The organism is Actinacidiphila glaucinigra, from assembly GCF_900188405.1.
GTDB classification, from domain to species: domain Bacteria; phylum Actinomycetota; class Actinomycetes; order Streptomycetales; family Streptomycetaceae; genus Actinacidiphila; species Actinacidiphila glaucinigra.
This window is the reverse complement of the sequence record NZ_FZOF01000001.1, coordinates 787793-803907: the sequence shown is the minus strand read 5'-3', so window position 1 is coordinate 803907 and position 16115 is coordinate 787793. Positions and strand designations below refer to the sequence as shown.

10 protein-coding genes and 2 pseudogenes are annotated in these 16115 nt (G+C 75.5%); 9 read left to right on the top strand and 3 right to left on the bottom strand.

All coding sequences use genetic code 11. The features are described from left to right. The first annotated feature begins 44 nt into the window (after positions 1–44). From CHF15_RS03630 to CHF15_RS03595, 9 genes and pseudogenes are all read left to right on the top strand, one after another. Positions 45–1031, top strand: a complete 987-nt coding sequence (locus CHF15_RS03630; RefSeq protein ID WP_089222080.1) for a cobalamin biosynthesis protein — start codon at positions 45–47, stop codon at positions 1029–1031. Beyond that, complete coding sequence (locus CHF15_RS03625; RefSeq protein WP_089222079.1) at positions 1028–2539, top strand: cobyric acid synthase; 1512 nt, start codon at positions 1028–1030, stop codon at positions 2537–2539. The genes CHF15_RS03630 and CHF15_RS03625 overlap by 4 nt, the downstream gene beginning before the upstream one ends. Positions 2540–2612: 73 nt before the next feature. Beyond that, positions 2613–4643 (top strand): putative cobaltochelatase, encoded by a 2031-nt coding sequence (locus tag CHF15_RS03620; RefSeq protein WP_089222078.1) that lies wholly within the window; start codon positions 2613–2615, stop codon positions 4641–4643. Then, positions 4643–5239, top strand: coding sequence for a cob(I)yrinic acid a,c-diamide adenosyltransferase (cobO, locus tag CHF15_RS03615; protein WP_089222077.1), 597 nt, complete (start codon positions 4643–4645; stop codon positions 5237–5239). The genes CHF15_RS03620 and cobO overlap by 1 nt, the downstream gene beginning before the upstream one ends. Next, positions 5233–6594: a cobyrinate a,c-diamide synthase gene (locus CHF15_RS03610; protein ID WP_089222076.1), complete on the top strand. Its 1362-nt coding sequence runs from the start codon at positions 5233–5235 to the stop codon at positions 6592–6594. The genes cobO and CHF15_RS03610 overlap by 7 nt, the downstream gene beginning before the upstream one ends. Next, a pseudogene (locus tag CHF15_RS03605) lies at positions 6594–6986 on the top strand (cobalamin biosynthesis protein); the annotation flags it as partial. The gene CHF15_RS03610 and the pseudogene CHF15_RS03605, both read left to right, overlap by 1 nt. Before the next feature lie 134 nt (positions 6987–7120). Beyond that, positions 7121–7351 (top strand): annotated as a pseudogene (locus tag CHF15_RS45600) (CbiX/SirB N-terminal domain-containing protein); the annotation flags it as partial. Positions 7352–7396: 45 nt separating this feature from the next. Beyond that, positions 7397–8491 (top strand): Rv2231c family pyridoxal phosphate-dependent protein CobC, encoded by a 1095-nt coding sequence (gene cobC, locus CHF15_RS03600; RefSeq protein ID WP_265737381.1) that lies wholly within the window; start codon positions 7397–7399, stop codon positions 8489–8491. Positions 8492–8963: 472 nt separating this feature from the next. Further along, on the top strand, positions 8964–10643 hold the full coding sequence (locus CHF15_RS03595; RefSeq protein ID WP_143681516.1) for a hypothetical protein: 1680 nt from the start codon (positions 8964–8966) through the stop codon (positions 10641–10643). A gap of 28 nt (positions 10644–10671) precedes the next feature. On the opposite strand, the gene CHF15_RS03590 is transcribed toward CHF15_RS03595, so the two are convergent. The 3 genes from CHF15_RS03590 to CHF15_RS03580 all read right to left on the bottom strand — a co-directional run bounded on the left by CHF15_RS03590 (position 10672) and on the right by CHF15_RS03580 (position 16013). Further along, complete coding sequence (locus CHF15_RS03590) at positions 10672–13419, bottom strand: ABC transporter substrate-binding protein (RefSeq protein WP_179279640.1); 2748 nt, start codon at positions 13417–13419, stop codon at positions 10672–10674. 194 nt (positions 13420–13613) lie between these two features. Continuing rightward, positions 13614–14681 carry an SCO1860 family LAETG-anchored protein gene (locus CHF15_RS03585; protein ID WP_089222071.1) on the bottom strand — a complete coding sequence of 356 codons (1068 nt, stop codon included), beginning with the start codon at positions 14679–14681 and terminating at the stop codon, positions 13614–13616. A gap of 213 nt (positions 14682–14894) precedes the next feature. Continuing rightward, a complete protein-coding gene (locus tag CHF15_RS03580; RefSeq protein WP_089222070.1) occupies positions 14895–16013 on the bottom strand; it encodes a Hint domain-containing protein in 1119 nt (372 codons plus the stop codon). Between the last annotated feature and the right edge of the window lie 102 nt (positions 16014–16115).

Below are 16115 nucleotides of genomic sequence, written 5' to 3'. Positions count from 1 at the left end.
GTCACGTCGAACCAGGGCGCGGACCCTGAGTGAGGACTCCTGTGATGCGCGGCTCCGGCCGTCCACCCGGCAACGGCGCTGCGGCGCCGTGCGCGTTCGCCACCGGCGCCGCCCTCGGCTGGCTCGCCGACCTCGCCCTGGCCGACCCGCGCCGCGGTCACCCCGTGGCGGTGTTCGGGAGCGCCGCCGCCGGCCTGGAGCGGGCGTTGTGGCGCGACCACCGCGGTCGCGGCGCCCTCCACACGGCCCTGTGCGCGGGCGGCGCGGTGGCGGCCGCGGCCGGGCTCCAGCGTGCCGTGCGCCGTTCCGGCGCGGCGTCCGTCGCTCTGACGGCGGCCGCGACCTGGGCCGTGCTCGGCGGGACCTCCCTGGTACGCGAGGCGCGGGCCGTCGGCGCCGCCCTGTCCGCCGGTGACACGGAGGCGGCGCGCGAGCGGCTGCCCCACCTGTGCGGCCGCGACCCGCAGGCGCTGGACCGGGCGCAGTTGGCGCGGGCGGTCGTGGAGTCCGTCGCGGAGAACACCTCGGACGCCGTCGTGGGTGCCCTGGTGTGGGGCGCGCTGGGCGGTGTGCCCGGGCTGGTGGGCTTCCGAGCGGTCAACACCCTCGACGCGATGGTGGGTCACAAGTCGCCGCGGCACCGGCGGTTCGGCTGGGCCGCGGCCCGGCTGGACGACGTGGCCGGCTACCCCGGCGCCCGGCTGACCGCCGCGCTCGCGGTGCTGGCCGGCCCCGACCCCCGGGGGGCGTGGCGGGCCTGGCGCAGGGACGGCTCCCGGCATCCCAGCCCGAACGCGGGGCCCGTCGAGGCATCGTTCGCGGGGGCGTTGGGCGTACGCCTCGGGGGGACGCTTGCCTATGGCGGGCGGGTGGAGCACCGGCCCGTGCTGGGGGCGGGGAACCGGCCGGTGGAGGTACGGGACATCGAACGGGCGGCGCGGTTGTCGCGGCGGGTCGGCGCGCTGGCGCTGGCGGTCGCGGTGGGCGGGCGCCTGGCGTGGGGCGCGGTCGCCCGGAGGAGGGACTCATGAGGGGCGGGGGCCTGCTGGTCGCGGGGACCACGTCGGACGCCGGCAAGAGCGTCGTCACGGCGGGGATCTGCCGGTGGCTGACGCGGCAGGGTGTGTCCGTGGCGCCGTTCAAGGCGCAGAACATGTCGCTGAACTCGTACGTGACCCGCGAGGGCGCCGAGATCGGCCGCGCCCAGGCGATGCAGGCCCAGGCGGCGCGCGTGGAGCCCTCGGCCCTGATGAACCCGGTGCTGCTCAAGCCCGGCGGGGACCGCACGAGCCAGGTCGTCCTGATGGGGCGCCCGGTGGGCGAGATGAGTGCGCGCGGCTACCACAACGGGAGCCGCGCGGAGCTGCTGGAGACCGTCACCGGCTGCCTGGAGGAGCTGCGCGGGCGGTACGACGCGGTGATCTGCGAGGGCGCCGGCAGCCCGGCCGAGATCAACCTGCGGCGGGGCGACATCGTCAACATGGGCCTGGCGCGGGCCGCCCGGCTCCCGGTCGTCGTGGTCGGCGACATCGACCGGGGCGGGGTCTTCGCCTCGTTCTTCGGGACGACGGCGCTGCTCGCCCCCGAGGACCAGGAACTGGTCTGCGGCTACCTGGTCAACAAGTTCCGCGGCGACGTGTCCCTGCTGGAGCCGGGGCTGGAGATGCTGCGCGGGCTGACCGGACGCCGCTTCTACGGGGTGCTGCCGTTCCGGCACGGCCTCGGCATCGACGAGGAGGACGGGCTGCGGATGTCGCTGCGCGGCAGCGTCCGGGAGTCGGACACCGCGCCGCCGCACGGCGAGGACGTCCTGCGGGTCGCCGTCGCGGCGGTCCCCCTGATGTCGAACTTCACCGACGTGGACGCGCTCGCCGCCGAGCCCGGTGTCCTCGTCCGCTTCGTGGACCGGCCGGAGGAACTCGCCGACGCCGACCTCGTGGTGCTGCCCGGCACCCGCGGCACGGTCAAGGCACTGGAGTGGCTGCACCGGCGCGGGCTGGCCGACGCGGTCGTCCGCCGGGCCGCCGAGGGACGCCCGGTGCTGGGGATCTGCGGCGGCTTCCAGATGCTCGCCGAGACGATCGAGGACGACGTCGAGTCGCGGGCCGGTACGGTCCCCGGGCTCGGGCTGCTGCCGGCGCGCGTCCGCTTCGCCACGGAGAAGACCCTGGCCCGGCCCTCCGGGAAGGCGTACGGCGAACCGGTCGAGGGGTACGAGATCCACCACGGCGTCGCCGACGTCCGCGGCGGCGACGAGCCCTTCCTGGACGGCTGCCGCAGCGGCGCGGTCTGGGGCACCCACTGGCACGGCTCCCTGGAGAGCGACGGCTTCCGCCGCGCCTTCCTGCGCCGCGTCGCACAGGCCGCTGGGCGGCGCTTCGTCCCCGCCCCCGGCACCGCCTTCGGCGCGCTCCGCGAGGAGCAGCTGGACCGGCTGGGCGATCTGATCGAGGAGCACGCCGACACGGGCGCCCTGCTCCGCCTGATCGAGCACGGCCCCCCTGCGGGGCTGCCCTTCGTCCCTCCGGGGGCACCGTGAGCACCCCGTCGCGGCCCCTCGGCCGGGCCGTCCGTGAGCACCGCCGCAACGACCGTTCGACCCAGGAGGCCGCGTGAGCACCCCTTACCCCTTCACCGCGATCGTCGGGATGGCGGACCTGCGGCTGGCACTGCTGCTGAACGCGGTCAGCCCCGCGGTCGGCGGTGTGCTGGTGCGGGGCGAGAAGGGCACCGCCAAGTCCACCGCCGTACGGGCCCTGTCGGCGCTGCTGCCGCCCGTGGAGGTCGTGCCCGGCTGCCGCTTCGGCTGCGACCCGGCGGTACCGGACCCGGCGTGCCCCGACGGGCCGCACGGCCCCGACGCCGGCGCGGAGAGCCGTCCGGCGCGCATGGTGGAGCTGCCGGTCGGCGCGTCCGAGGACCGCCTCGTCGGCGCCCTGGACATCGAACGGGCCCTGGCGGAGGGCGTGAAGGCCTTCGAGCCGGGGCTGCTGGCGGACGCGCACCGCGGCGTGCTCTACGTGGACGAGGTCAACCTGCTCCACGACCACCTGGTGGACCTGCTGCTGGACGCGGCCGCCATGGGGGCCTCCTACGTCGAGCGGGAGGGCGTCTCCGTGCGGCACGCCGCGCGCTTCCTGCTCGTCGGCACGATGAACCCCGAAGAGGGCGAGCTGCGGCCGCAGTTGCTGGACCGCTTCGGCCTCACGGTGGAGGTCGCGGCGTCGCGGGAGACCGAGGAGCGGGTGCAGGTCGTCCGGCGGCGCCTCGCCTACGACGCGGACCCGGCGGGGTTCGCCGCCGCCTGGCAGGCGGAGGAGCGGGAACTGCGGGAGCGCATCGCGGCGGCGCGGGCGCTGCTGCCGTCGGTCTCGCTCGGTGACGGAGCGCTCCGCCAGATCGCCGCGACCTGCGCGGCCTTCGAGGTGGACGGGATGCGGGCGGACATCGTCATGGCCCGCACCGCGACCGCCCTCGCGGCCTGGGACGGGCGCACCGACGTGACCGGCGCCGACGTGCGGCAGGCCGCGCTGCTCGCGCTGCCGCACCGGCGCCGCCGCAACCCCTTCGACGCGCCCGGCCTCGACGAGGACAAGCTCGACGAGACCCTGGAACGCAACCGCGGCGAGGACGACGACCCGGACCCCGGCCCGGACGGCGGCGGCCCCGACGGCGGCGGCCGCCCGCCCCAGGGCGACGACGGCACCCCGGACACCGCGCCCGACATCGCCCCGCCCAGGGAGCCGGCGGACTCCGCTGCCCAGCCCGAGGGTGCCCAGCCCGAGCCCGCGCAGGCACCGCAGGGTGGCGTGGGCGAACGGGCCGCGGTGCCCGCCGCGGAGCCGTTCAAGGCCCGCGCGCTGACCGTTCCCGGCCTCGGCGAGGGCGCCGCGGGCCGCCGCTCCCGGGCCCGTACCGCGCACGGCAGGACGACCGGCGCCCGGCGGCCCCAGGGCGCCCTGTCCAAACTGCACCTGGCCGCCACCGTGCACGCCGCCGCCCCGCACCAGCGGGCGCGCGGGCGCGGCGGACCGGGCCTGGTGATCCGCCGGGACGACCTGCGCGAGGCGGTCCGCGAGGGCCGCGAGGGCAACCTGGTGCTCTTCGTCGTCGACGCCTCGGGTTCGATGGCCGCCCGGCAGCGCATGAGCGCGGTCAAGGGCGCGGTGCTGTCGCTGCTGCTCGACGCCTACCAGCGGCGCGACAAGGTCGGGCTGATCACCTTCCGCGGCGCGACGGCGGAGCTGGCGCTGCCGCCGACCTCGTCGGTCGAGGCGGGCGCGGCACGCCTGGACAGGCTGCCCACCGGCGGCCGCACCCCGCTGGCCGCCGGGCTGCTGAAGGCCCACGACGTGCTGCGCGTGGAGCGGCTGCGGGACGCCTCCCGCCGCCCGCTGCTGGTCGTGGTCACCGACGGCCGGGCGACGGGCGGCCCCGAGCCGGTGCGCACGGCCGGGCGCGCGGCGCGGCTGCTGGCGGCCGAGGGCACCGCCTCGGTGGTCGTCGACTGCGAGTCCGGGCCGGTGCGGCTGGGCCTCGCGGGCGAGCTGGCGCGTGAACTGCACGGCACCGCCGTGACGTTGGACGAGCTGCGCGCGGACAGCGTCGCGGCACTGGTACGGGATGTACGGAGGGCCGCGTAATGCCACAGGGACAGCCGAGCGTCGTGCCGCAGGACGGCCTGACGACCCGTCAGCGTCGTAACCGGCCGCTGGTGATGGTGCACACCGGCACCGGCAAGGGGAAGTCCACCGCCGCCTTCGGGCTGGCGCTGCGGGCGTGGAACCAGGGCTGGCCGGTCGGGGTGTTCCAGTTCGTCAAGTCCGCCAAGTGGAAGGTCGGGGAGGAGCGGGCGCTGCGCGTGCTCGGCGCCTCCGGCGAGGGCGGCAGTGTCGCCTGGCACAAGATGGGCGAGGGCTGGTCCTGGGTGCAGCGGGACATCGCCGAGAGCGAGGACGCCGCCCGCGAGGGCTGGGAGCAGGTCAAGCGCGACCTGTCCGCCGAGACCTACCGGCTGTACGTGCTGGACGAGTTCGCCTACCCCCTGCACTGGGGCTGGATCGACACCGACGAGGTGGTCTCGGTCCTGCGCGAACGGCCCGGCACTCAGCACGTCGTCATCACCGGGCGCAACGCCCCGCAGCCGCTGCTGGACTTCGCGGACCTGGTCACCGAGATGGGCAAGGTCAAGCATCCGATGGACGCCGGCCAGAAGGGCCAGAAGGGCATCGAGTGGTAGCCAGGCTCGTCGTCGCGGCCCCCGCCTCGGGGAGCGGCAAGACCACCGTCGCCACGGGGCTGATGGCCGCCTTCGCGGAGGCCGGGCTCGCGGTCTCCCCGCACAAGGTGGGCCCCGACTACATCGACCCCGGCTACCACGCCCTGGCCACCGGCCGCCCGGGCCGCAACCTGGACGCGTACATGTGCGGCCCGGAGCGGATCGCGCCGCTGTTCCTGCACGGCGCCCGGGGGGCCGACCTGGCGGTCGTGGAGGGCGTGATGGGGCTCTTCGACGGCGCCTCCGGGATGGGCGAGCTGGCCTCCACCGCGCATGTGGCGAAGCTGCTGCGGGCGCCGGTGGTGCTGGTCGTGGACGCCTCCTCGCAGTCCCGTTCGGTGGCGGCGCTGGTGCACGGCTTCGCCTCGTGGGACCCGCGGGTGCGGGTCGCCGGCGTCATCCTCAACAAGGTCGGCTCCGACCGGCACGAGGAACTGCTGCGCGACGCCCTCGACGGCGCGGGCGTACCCGTGCTGGGCGCGCTGCGGCGCGACACCTCGGTCGGCACGCCCTCCCGGCACCTGGGGCTGGTCCCGGTCGCAGAACGGCGCGCGGACGCCGTCGACGCCGTGCGGGCGCTGGCCGCACGGGTGCGGGCGGGCTGCGACATGGAGGCGCTGCTGGCCCTGGCACGCAGCGCTCCCCCGCTCGCCGACGAGCCCTGGGACCCGGCGGAGGCGGCCGCCGGCCCGGCGGCGCCGGGCGCCCGGCCGGTGGTCGCGGTGGCGGGCGGGGCGGCGTTCACCTTCTCGTACGCCGAGCACCTCGAACTGCTCGCCGCGGCGGGGGCGGAGGTCGTCACCTTCGACCCGCTGCGGGACGAGCGGCTGCCGCCCGGTGCCACGGGGCTGGTCATCGGCGGCGGCTTCCCCGAGATGTACGCCCACGAGCTGTCCGCCAACGAGCCGCTGCGCGAGGCCGTCGCCGCCTTCGCAGGGCCCGTGACCGCGGAGTGCGCGGGCCTGCTCTACCTCGGGCGGGAACTGGACGGACGTCCCATGTGCGGGGTGCTGGACACGACGGCCCGTATGTCGGAGCGGCTCACGCTGGGCTACCGCGAGGCGGTCGCGATCGCCGACAACGCGCTGGCGGCCGCCGGGACCCGGGTGCGCGGCCACGAGTTCCACCGCACCGTCGTGGAGCCCGCCGCCGGTGCCACCCCCGCCTGGGGCCTGATCCGCCCGGAGCGGCGCGTGGAGGGCTTCGTGCAGGGCGGAGTCCACGCGTCGTATCTGCACGTCCACTGGGCGGCGGAGCCGTCGCTGGCGCGGCGGTTCGTCGCCTCCTGCGCGGGCGGGGCGGGCGCGCCCGCGTGAGCGTCGTCGTCGGTGTGGGTGCGGCCCGCGGTGTGGCGGCGGCCGAAGTGCTCGCACTCGTAACGTCCGTGCTCGCCGAGGCCGGCGTGCCGGAGGCGTCCGTCACGGCGCTGGCGACCGTCGACGGCAAGGCCGGGGAGCCGGGCCTCGTCACGGCGGCCGAGCGGCTGGGCGTCCCCCTGGTGGCGTACGACGCGCGTACGCTGGCCGCGGTCGACGTGCCGAGCCCCTCGGGCGCGGCGCTGGCCGCGGTCGGCACGCCCTCCGTTGCGGAGGCGGCGGCGCTGGCCGCCGCGCCCGGCGGCGAACTGCTGGTACCGAAGAGGAAGTCCGCCCCCGGGAGCGGTGCGGCCAGGGCGACCGCGGCGGTGGCGCGGCACCGTGCACCGGGGCACGGCACGCAGGGCACGCACAGCACGACGGAGGAGACGGCACCGTGATCAACCGGCCCGAGGACGTGCTGGAGCGGCGTGTCGACGCCGCGCTCGGCGGCGGCCGCCGTACACCCCTGGACCGGGCGGCGACCATGGTGCTGCTGGTCGGCGCCGGCTCCCCCGAGGCCGCGGACAACGCCGAGGTCTCCCGCACCGCGCGGCTGCTGTGGGAGGGCCGGGGCTACGCGGGCGTGGAGACCGCCTTCCTGACGACGGCGGCGCCGGACGTCCCCGCGGGCCTGGAACGCTGCGCGCGGCTCGGTGCCCGGCGGATCGTCGTGCTGACCGGCTTCCCGGCGGACGCGGCCCTGGAGGAGCGGGTCGCGCAGCAGGCGGAGGGCTGGGCGGAGGCGCGCCCCGAGGTCGAGGTGCGGCACGCGCCGGCGCACGACGGCGGCGGGCGGCCGGAGCCCGGCGACGGTGACGGCGAGCACGATCTGCGGCACCACGGCGACGCCGAGGTCCGCGACGGCGGCGACGACCTCACCGATCTGGCCGTCAACGTACGCGCCGGGACGCCCCCGCCATGGCTCAGGGAACGCCTCGCGGCCACCCTCGACGGGCTGGCCGGCTACCCGGACGACCGCGCCGCACACCGGGCGGTCGCCGCCCGCCACGGCCGCCCCGCCGAGGAGGTGCTGCTCACGGCCGGTGCCGCGGAGGCGTTCGTCCTGCTGGCCCGCACCACCCGGGCCCGTCACGCGGTCGTCGTCCACCCGCAGTTCACGGAGCCGGAGGCGGCCCTGCGCGACGCCGGGCACCCTGTGCACCGCGTCGTGCTGCGGGCGGCGGACGGCTTCCGCCTCGACCCGTGGGCGGTGCCCGAATCCGCCGACCTGGTGGTCGTCGGCAACCCGACCAACCCCACCTCCGTGCTGCACCCCGCGGCGGAGCTCGCCCGCCTGGCCCGGCCGGGCCGCACCCTCGTCGTCGACGAGGCGTTCATGGACGCGGTGCCCGGCGAGCCCGAGAGCCTCGCCGCCCGCCGCGACCTGCCCGGCCTGGTGGTGCTGCGCAGCCTCACCAAGACCTGGGGCCTGGCGGGCCTGCGGGTCGGCTACGTCCTCGGCGACCCCGAGCGCGTGGCGGCGCTGCGCCGCGCCCAGCCTCTGTGGGCGGTCTCGGCGCCCGGCCTCACCGCCGCCGAGGCCTGCTGCGCCCCCGCGGCCCTCGCGGAGGCCGAGGAGGCGGCCCGCCGGACCACCGCCGACCGCGAGCATCTGCTGCGCCGGCTCGCCGAGTTCGACGACGTCGAGGTCGCCGGCCCGGCCCACGGCCCCTTCGTCCTGCTGCGCCTGCCCGACGCGGCCTCCGTCCGCGCCCGCCTGCGCGACCTCGGCTTCGCCGTCCGCCGCGCCGACACCTTCCCCGGCCTCTCCCCGGACTGGCTCCGTCTCGCCGTCCGCGACCCCGCCACGACCGACCGCTTGGCGGCCGCCCTGTCGAAGGCGCTCGACGGCTGACGCCGCAAGAACCGGGCGCCCCGATCACCACTGGCCCGACCACGCCAAAGCCGCCCGCCCGCACCGCCCTCTCCCCCACTGCACCCCCGGCATCAACCGCCCACGAACGACCTCACAGCCTCGGCATCGCCACCCGCCACACCCGCCACACCACACCCGCCACGCCCGCCACAAACGACCGCGCACCTACTCCGCCCGACGCCCCGAAAGCCCGGCGTCCTGATCACCCGCGGGCCCGACCACGCCAAAGCCGCCGACCCCGTACACGACTCCTCCGGCAACCGCCCACGTACGACCGCGCACCCACTCCGGCCCCCCGCCGCACGAACCGGGCGGCGGGGCCGCCCAAGGGGGGAGCTATAGTCCTTGATCACCCGGTCGCCGTCCGCGCCGGCCGCTCGGCGCACCACCGGGGTCCTACCCGGCGCGTGCGTACGCTCGTTGCCACGTGATCCTGTGGGGGGACTCCATCGTGCGACGCATCACCCTGCTCTCCGCCGCCACCGCCACCGCGCTGGCCGCCTCGATGCTCACCGGCTCGGCGGTCGCCACGGCCGACGGCACCGCGGACTCCGGACCCGTCCTGGACACCGCGGCGACCACGTACGACCACCCCGGCACGGTCTCCGTCACCGCGCACTCCGACCACCCGATCACCCGCATCACCGCGCACTTCACCCGGGTCGACGCCCAGGACGGCGCGCCGGAGGCAGGATCGACCGCCGACTTCACCCAGCAGTACGGCGAGGACGGCCGGTCAGGTGTGTGGCGGGCGCCGGTGCACCTCGCGGAACTGGGCGACTACCGCGTCACCGTCGACCTCGAGGACTCCTCCCGTGCCACGGTCACCGGCGCCGTGTCGCCCCTGAAGCTGGAGTACCGGACCGTCCTCGCCGTCTCGGAGTTCACCGTCACCCCGGCCGCGCCCGACTACCTCCACCAGCGGGTCACCCTGAGCGGCACCGTGCTCGCCGAGGACCCGCGGACCCCCGACACCGCCGTCCCGGCGGGCGACGTCCCGGTGTCGGTCGACGGCCGGCACGGACGGCGCGTCGCGACGACCGGCGCGGACGGCCGCTTCACCACCTCCTTCGTCCCCACCTGGTCCTCCGACGACCTCACGGCATGGCCGGTCGCCACCGCGGCCCATCCCGGTGCCGTCACCCTGGGGACCCGCGAGGCCCGCCAGGTGACCGCCGTGGCGGCCCCGACCCGGTTCACGGCGAGCACGCACGCCCTCGACCTGCGGCAGGGGGCGACCGGCACGGTCACCGGCCGTGCCGAGATCCAGACCGCCGGCGGCTGGCAGCCCCTGGCCGGCGCACCCCTGTCGCTCCTCGGCCTCGACGCCGACGGCCGGACGACGTTCCTCGCGGCCCAGACCACCACGGACGAACAGGGCCTCTACACGCTCCGCGTCCCCACGGACAATCCCGCGCCCACCGGCGAACTCCTCCTCGGGGGCACCCCGTTCCTGCGATCCGCCACCCAGCCGTTCAGCCTCCACGTGGCCTACACCACCCACCTCGACCTGTGGGCCGCGCTCGGTGACGACTCCCGGCTGAGCGTCTCGGGGCAGATCTACTACGGCGACCCCCGCGCCCACTGGCCCGCGAAGCCCACGGTCACCATCGAGTACTCCAAGGACGGCAAGGCCGGCTGGAAGAGCGCGGCCACCCTCCCCCTGCGGATCCGCCACAACAAGGCGAACATCCAGGAGGAGTTCGCCACGAAGTTCACCGCGCCGCCCGACGCGTACTGGCGGGCCCGCTTCGCCGGGAACCCCGACCTCGCGGGCAGCACCACCAAGCCGGTCCACCTCCGTCGCTACGCCACGCGGATCACCGGGTTCAACGTCTCCCCGGAACCGGTCCGCAAGAACGGCCGCCTCCATTTCAGCGGCACCCTTCAGTACAAGCCGGGCGGCGTCTGGAAGCCGCTCGCCGGCGAGTCCCCCGCGCTGTACTTCCGGGCGCGGGGGGCATCCTCGTACCGCTTCGTCACCGACCTGAGCACCGACTCGCACGGCCGGATCCGCGACGTCGTGCTGAACGCCGTCAAGGACGGCACCTGGGCGGTCGCGTTCGACCGGCAGACCGGACCCCGCTTCCTGAGGAGTGCCAGGGTCACGGACTACGTCGACGTGCGCTGACGGACTCCCCCGGGCAGCGGCGCCGGGCTCAGCCCTTGACGCCCAGGGCCTGGATGTCGAGGCCGCCCAGGGCCGGGTGGACGTAGGCGTTGGTCAGGCGGTCGGAGCGGTAGTTGAGGCGGCGGTCGTAGAGGAAGGGCAGCAGTGTGCCGCGGTCCTGGGCGGTGGAGTCGACGGTGCGCCAGAGGTTGTCGGCGGCGTTGCGGGCGGTCTCGGAGTCGGCCTCGTTCATCAGGGAGTTGATCTCCCGGTCGTCCAGGCCCGCGTAGTTGCTGGGGCTGTCCGGCAGCAGCAGCGGGCGCAGGAATCCGGCCGGGGAGGGCCAGTCGGACTGCCAGGTGGTCAGGACGATGCCCCAGCCCTTGTCCTTGATCTGCTGCTGGTCGGTGAGGGCGGCGTAGAAGTCGGCCGCGTCGGGGGTCTGCACGGTCGCCTTGATGCCCACTTCGGCGAGCTGGCCGGCCAGGGACTGCGCGACCTTGCGGGCGGCCGGGTCACTGCCGGAGACGGCGACGACCGTGCTGAACCCCTTGGCGCGACCGCATTCGCCGAGGAAGCGCCGCGCCTGTTCGGGGTAGGAGCCGCCGCTCACCGTGCCGTAGGTGTCGAGGTGCCGGTCGTGGCCGCCGATGGTCGGCGGGAGCATGCCGCCGGCGACGTCGCCCGCGTCCTCGCCGCCCAGGGCGTTGCGCAGCAGGCTGCGGTCGGTGGCGTACTGGACGGCCCAGCGGCAGCGGTAGTCGTCCAGGGGCGCGACGGCGGTCTGCAGGGAGAAGTAGCGGACGGCGCCGGTCTGCACCAGGTCCACGCGGGACTTGAGCGAGTCGTCGGCGAGGACCCGGGTCCGGGTGGCCTCCTGGAGACCGGTCTGGGCGAGGTCGAGGTCGGCGGTGCCGTTCGTCAGGGCGGTGTCCACGGCGGCCGCGTCCGCGGCGAAGGTGAGCTCCACCTCGTCGGGCAGGGCGGTGCGTATCGCGTCGGTCGCCGGGTCCCACTTGTCGTTGCGCACCAGGCGCAGCCCGGCGGCGGCGTCGTAGGAGGCGATGCGGTACGGGCCGCTGGCGACCGGCTGGTCCTGGTAGCGCTCCTTGGTGTCCTTCGCCTTCGGGACGGGCGAGGACATGGGCAGCGCCAGGACGTGTGGGAAGTCCGCGAAGGGTGCGTCGAGGTGGAAGACGATCGTGCGGGCGTCGGGGGTCTCGACGCTCTTCAGGCCGAGCCCGTCGGGGTCGGTGTCCTTGTAGGGGCCGGGGTAGTCCTGCCCCTGGTCGAGCAGGTCGCGCAGGTGGGTGGGGCCGCCGGGGTAGAGGTCCCTGGCGAAGGTGCGCTCGATGCCGTACTTGACGTCCCGGGAGGTGATCGGCGCGCCGTCCTCGAAGGTGACGCCCTCCTTGAGGGTGTACGTGTAGGTGCGGCCGCCGTCGGAGATGCTGCCGGTGCTGGTGGCGAGGTCGGGCGCGAGGCGGGTGCCCGCGGCGCCGGGCTGCGGGGCGAAGTCGACGAGTTTGCGCAGGTAGAGGCGGCCGAGGTTCCACACGATCGGGGAGTAGGTGCGGGCCGGGTCGAGGGAGTCGGGGGTGTAGGCGGAGATGAGCCTGAGGGTGCCGCCCCTGGCGGTCGACGGGTTGACGGCGCCGGTGAGGGCGCCGTTGTAGCCGCCGGTGGGCCTGCGGGCGGCGATCAGGTCCTGGGCGGTGCGGGTGACGGGCTTCTTCGGGTCGTCGCCGAAGGGGTCCACGAGGACCGTCACGGTGACCAGGAGGGCCACGACGGCCGCGGTCACCGCGGCCACCACGCCCCGGCGGCGCCGCCGGGGCCCCGGGACGGGGGTGTCCCAGGCGGGCCGGGTGGGGTAGGACGGCGGGCCGAACGAGGGCGGGTTGTACGCGGGGTGGGGTACGGCGGGGGGTCGCGCGGGCGGCGGGGGCAGGGCGGGCGGGCCCGTGGGAGGGGTCCGCGAGGCCAGCCAGCCGCTGAGGGCGTTCCGCATCTCCGCCGCGCTGCGTGGGCGCAGCGCCGGGTTCTTCGACAGCGCGCCGAGCACGATCGCGTCGAGTTCGGGCGGCACCAGCGGATTGCGCGCGGAGGGCGCCACCGGCGTCTGGTGGACGTGGGCGTACATCACCGACAGCGGGGTGGCCCCGGCGAAGGGGACGGTGCCGGTGAGGAGTTCGGTGAGCATGCAGGCGACCGCGTACACGTCGCTGCGGGCGTCGACTGAGTCACCGGCGCACTGCTCGGGGGCCATGTAGCCGGGGGTGCCGATGGCGGAGCCGGTGCCGGTGATGCGGGACAGCGAGTGGACGACCCGGGCGATGCCGAAGTCGGCGACCTTGACCGCGCCCCCGGTGGTGATCAGGACGTTGGAGGGCTTCACGTCGCGGTGGACGAGGCCGCGGGCGTGGGCGTGGGCGAGTGCGTCCAGGATCTCGCAGGTGGTGCGGACGGCCCGCTCGATCTCCATCGGGGCCTGTTCGCGGGCGAGTTCGGCGAGGGTGCGACCCTCGATGTGCTCCATCACCAGGTACGGCACGACCGCGTCGTCCGTGGTCACCTCGTCCTGGTCGTGGACGGTGACGATGCCGGGGTGGTTCAGCGCGGCCGCGGCCCGGGCCTCGCGGGCGAAGCGGCGCCGCGCCTCGGGGTCGCGGGCCAGCTCGGGCAGGAGCGTCTTGACGGCCACGGTCCGGCCGAGCCGGGTGTCGTACGCGAGGTGGACCCGCGCCATGCCGCCGGAGCCGAGCAGCGCCCGCAACTCGTACCGTCCCCCGAACATGCGACCCCCCGGCCCTGTCCGCGACGGGCACGCGAACACTCCCAACAGGGTAGTGGAAAGTACCCTTTTCAGACGCCTGCGGACAGGCGCGAGGGGCGGGAGCGGAGAACACGTGGAGGGCGGCTCCGGACACTCAGCCGCCCTCCACATCCCCCCTCACCCCTGGTCCGCCCCCCGGGGTCGACCCGGGGTCGTCAGTCCCGGGCGCTCTCGGCCGCCGGCTTGCGGCGGGTCTTGCGGATCACGAGGAATCCGGCGGCGAACAGCAGCACCGAACCGCCCGCGAGGTACGGGGTCATGGAGCTGCTGCCGGTCTCGGCGAGGTCGCCGGTCGCCGCGGGCGCGGCCTGCGGGGACTGGTCGGCGCGCGCGGACTCGGAGGGCCCGGCCGACGGCGTGGGCTCCGCGGACTGCGAGGGCTGCTCGGACCCGCCTCCGGTCTGCGGCTCCTCGCCGCCGCCGGACTCCTCGCCGCCGTCGCCACCGTTGTCACCACCGCCGTTGCCACCGCCACCGTGGTGTCCGCCACCGCCGCCGTGCCCGCCGCGGCGGGGCGTCTCACAGGTGGCCCCGGCCAGGGTGACGGTGCCGCTCACCTCGGCGACGCCGAGCTTGAGCGGGTTCACCTCGACCGACAGTTCCAGTGCGGTGGCGGCGGCGCTGCGCGAGGTGACGGTCTTCTTGGCGAGGTCGAGGCGGACCTCGCCCACGCCGGGCACCTTCACCAGGGTCGTGCCGCCGGCCGAGACGGCGACGCGCTTGCCGAGGACGACGACATGGCCGGGCATCTCGACGTCGGCGACCGGCTTGCGGCCGGCCACGCACGTGGCGCGCGCGGAGATCAGGTCGGCCTTGACGAGCCCGAGGAACGGCAGTCCGGGCAGGTTGACGCGCGCCTTGACGAGCTTGGCGTAGCCCTCCGCCTTGCGGCGGTCGGCGGTGGCCCGGGCGGTGGCGACTTCGGCACGCAGGACGCTGAACGGCCTGCCGCGGTCGACCCCGTCGAGGGTGGCGGTCAGCGCGGTCTCGTCGGCGCTCGCCGGTGCGTGGACCTCGTTGAGCGTCAGGTTCAGCGGCACGTCGACGGACTTGCGGAGCAACGAGACGTCCAGGCCGGTCCGCAGGACGACCGCGCCGGCCTTGCCGGACGAGCCGTGGGTCCCCCCGGTCGCGGCGGCCGGGGTCGCGGGCCCCAGCGCGAGGGCGCCCGCCGCCAGCGCGACGGCGGCCCCCAGCGCGGCGGCGGGACGGCGCGCGGGCATGCTGAAGGGAGAGCTGGACACAGTGGAAAACCCCCAAATGGTCATGGAGTCGCCGCGGCGCCGCTGAAGGGGACAGCGCGCTCGCCGGGGCGACCTCGACCCCGTAATGATTTACGTACGGAGAGTGAACCGGCACCCGCCTGGGCCCGGTTCACTCCAAAGGGTGGTTTTCGTCCCCGTATTCGAAACCTGCGGCACACGCGTTCCCGTGCGTCACACCTGCGATCGTGCGTATTCGAGCAGCTTGGCGAAGTCGAGCGCCCCGGGGTCCCCGTGGGAGTTGTGGCACAGCAGCCCGCGGGCCACGTAGGTACGGGTCGAGGTCGACAGCGAGGCGATCGGCTGCTCCCCCAGGGGCTCGACGGCGAGCACCTCCGCCTCGCCGGTGACCTCGGCGACGACGGCGCCCTCCCAGGCGCCCGCGGGGGCGCCCTGCCGGTCGGCGAGGGCGACGATCCGGTGCTTGAACGGGGTCAGTTCACGGCTGGCGACCCACACGTCGCCGTGCGGCAGCCGCACCAGCCACGGATGGTCGGCCGTCGCGACGACCTCGCCCCGAGCCGTCGTCACCCGGTACGCGTCCTTGCGCGCGGGGTCGTTGCGGGTGACCACCCCGCGGCACAGCCGGCGTCGCCCCCGCCCGGCCCCGGCACCCTCGGCGGCCTCGGCGTCCTCCTCGTCGAAGCAGGCGATCTCGTCCCCGACGGCCAGTTCGGCCGCCCGCGCCCAGCTCAGGTCGGCGCGGAGCACCGGGGTGTCGGGGTGCACGCAGTTCTCGGGCACGTGCTGGTGGCCGCAGACCCCGCGGAAGGCGTTCCACTCCCGTCCGGTCATCCGCTGGCCGCCCGCGTTCCCGTACGAGCGGGGGTAGGGCAGCCAGAGCTTCGGCCCCTTCAGGGGCACGCCGTGGTGGGTGTGCATCCAGGCGAGGAACTCGGCGAGTTCGCGCAGCGCCCACTGGGGGGCCTTGGGCCAGTAGATGTGCCGGTTGGCGGCGCCCCAGTCCTCGTGCCGCTCGGGATCGCAGGTGCCCACCAGCTCCACCTGGCACACGTTGAGGGTGTTGGTCTCCACCCCGCCGGGCCGGTTGACCAGGGCGCGCGAGGAGATGTCGATGTCGAAGTGCTGGTACCAGACCAGCTTCTCGTCCTCGAAGTCCGGTTTCGCCGTCAGGTTGGGCGCGCTGCCGCCGCCCCCGTACGTCGGCACGCTGCGGCCCTCGGTGGTGTGCAGGACGAGGGCGTTGACCTCCATCGCGTCGCCGCCGTAGTCGTCCTGGTACCAGTACCTTCGCGAGGCGCCCGGGTACTTCTGCGGTCCCTGCCTGGTCATGGTGCTCCCCGTCCCGTTGCGGTGTCGGCCGGCTGCACCGATCGCAGCACGAAGGAAAGGGACGGATCGACTGTTCCCGTACAGGATCACCCGAATCGGTGC

Bases quoted from the DNA above. Each gene is read 5' to 3' on its own strand.
- CHF15_RS03625 (WP_089222079.1), top strand. From the start codon at position 1,028: ATGAGGGGCGGGGGCCTGCTGGTCGCGGGGACCACGTCGGACGCCGGC.
- cobO (WP_089222077.1), top strand. From the start codon at position 4,643: ATGCCACAGGGACAGCCGAGCGTCGTGCCGCAGGACGGCCTGACGACC.
- CHF15_RS03590 (WP_179279640.1), bottom strand. From the start codon at position 13,419: ATGTTCGGGGGACGGTACGAGTTGCGGGCGCTGCTCGGCTCCGGCGGC.
- CHF15_RS03580 (WP_089222070.1), bottom strand. From the start codon at position 16,013: ATGACCAGGCAGGGACCGCAGAAGTACCCGGGCGCCTCGCGAAGGTAC.
- CHF15_RS03630 (WP_089222080.1), top strand. From the start codon at position 45: ATGCGCGGCTCCGGCCGTCCACCCGGCAACGGCGCTGCGGCGCCGTGC.
- CHF15_RS03585 (WP_089222071.1), bottom strand. From the start codon at position 14,681: ATGCCCGCGCGCCGTCCCGCCGCCGCGCTGGGGGCCGCCGTCGCGCTG.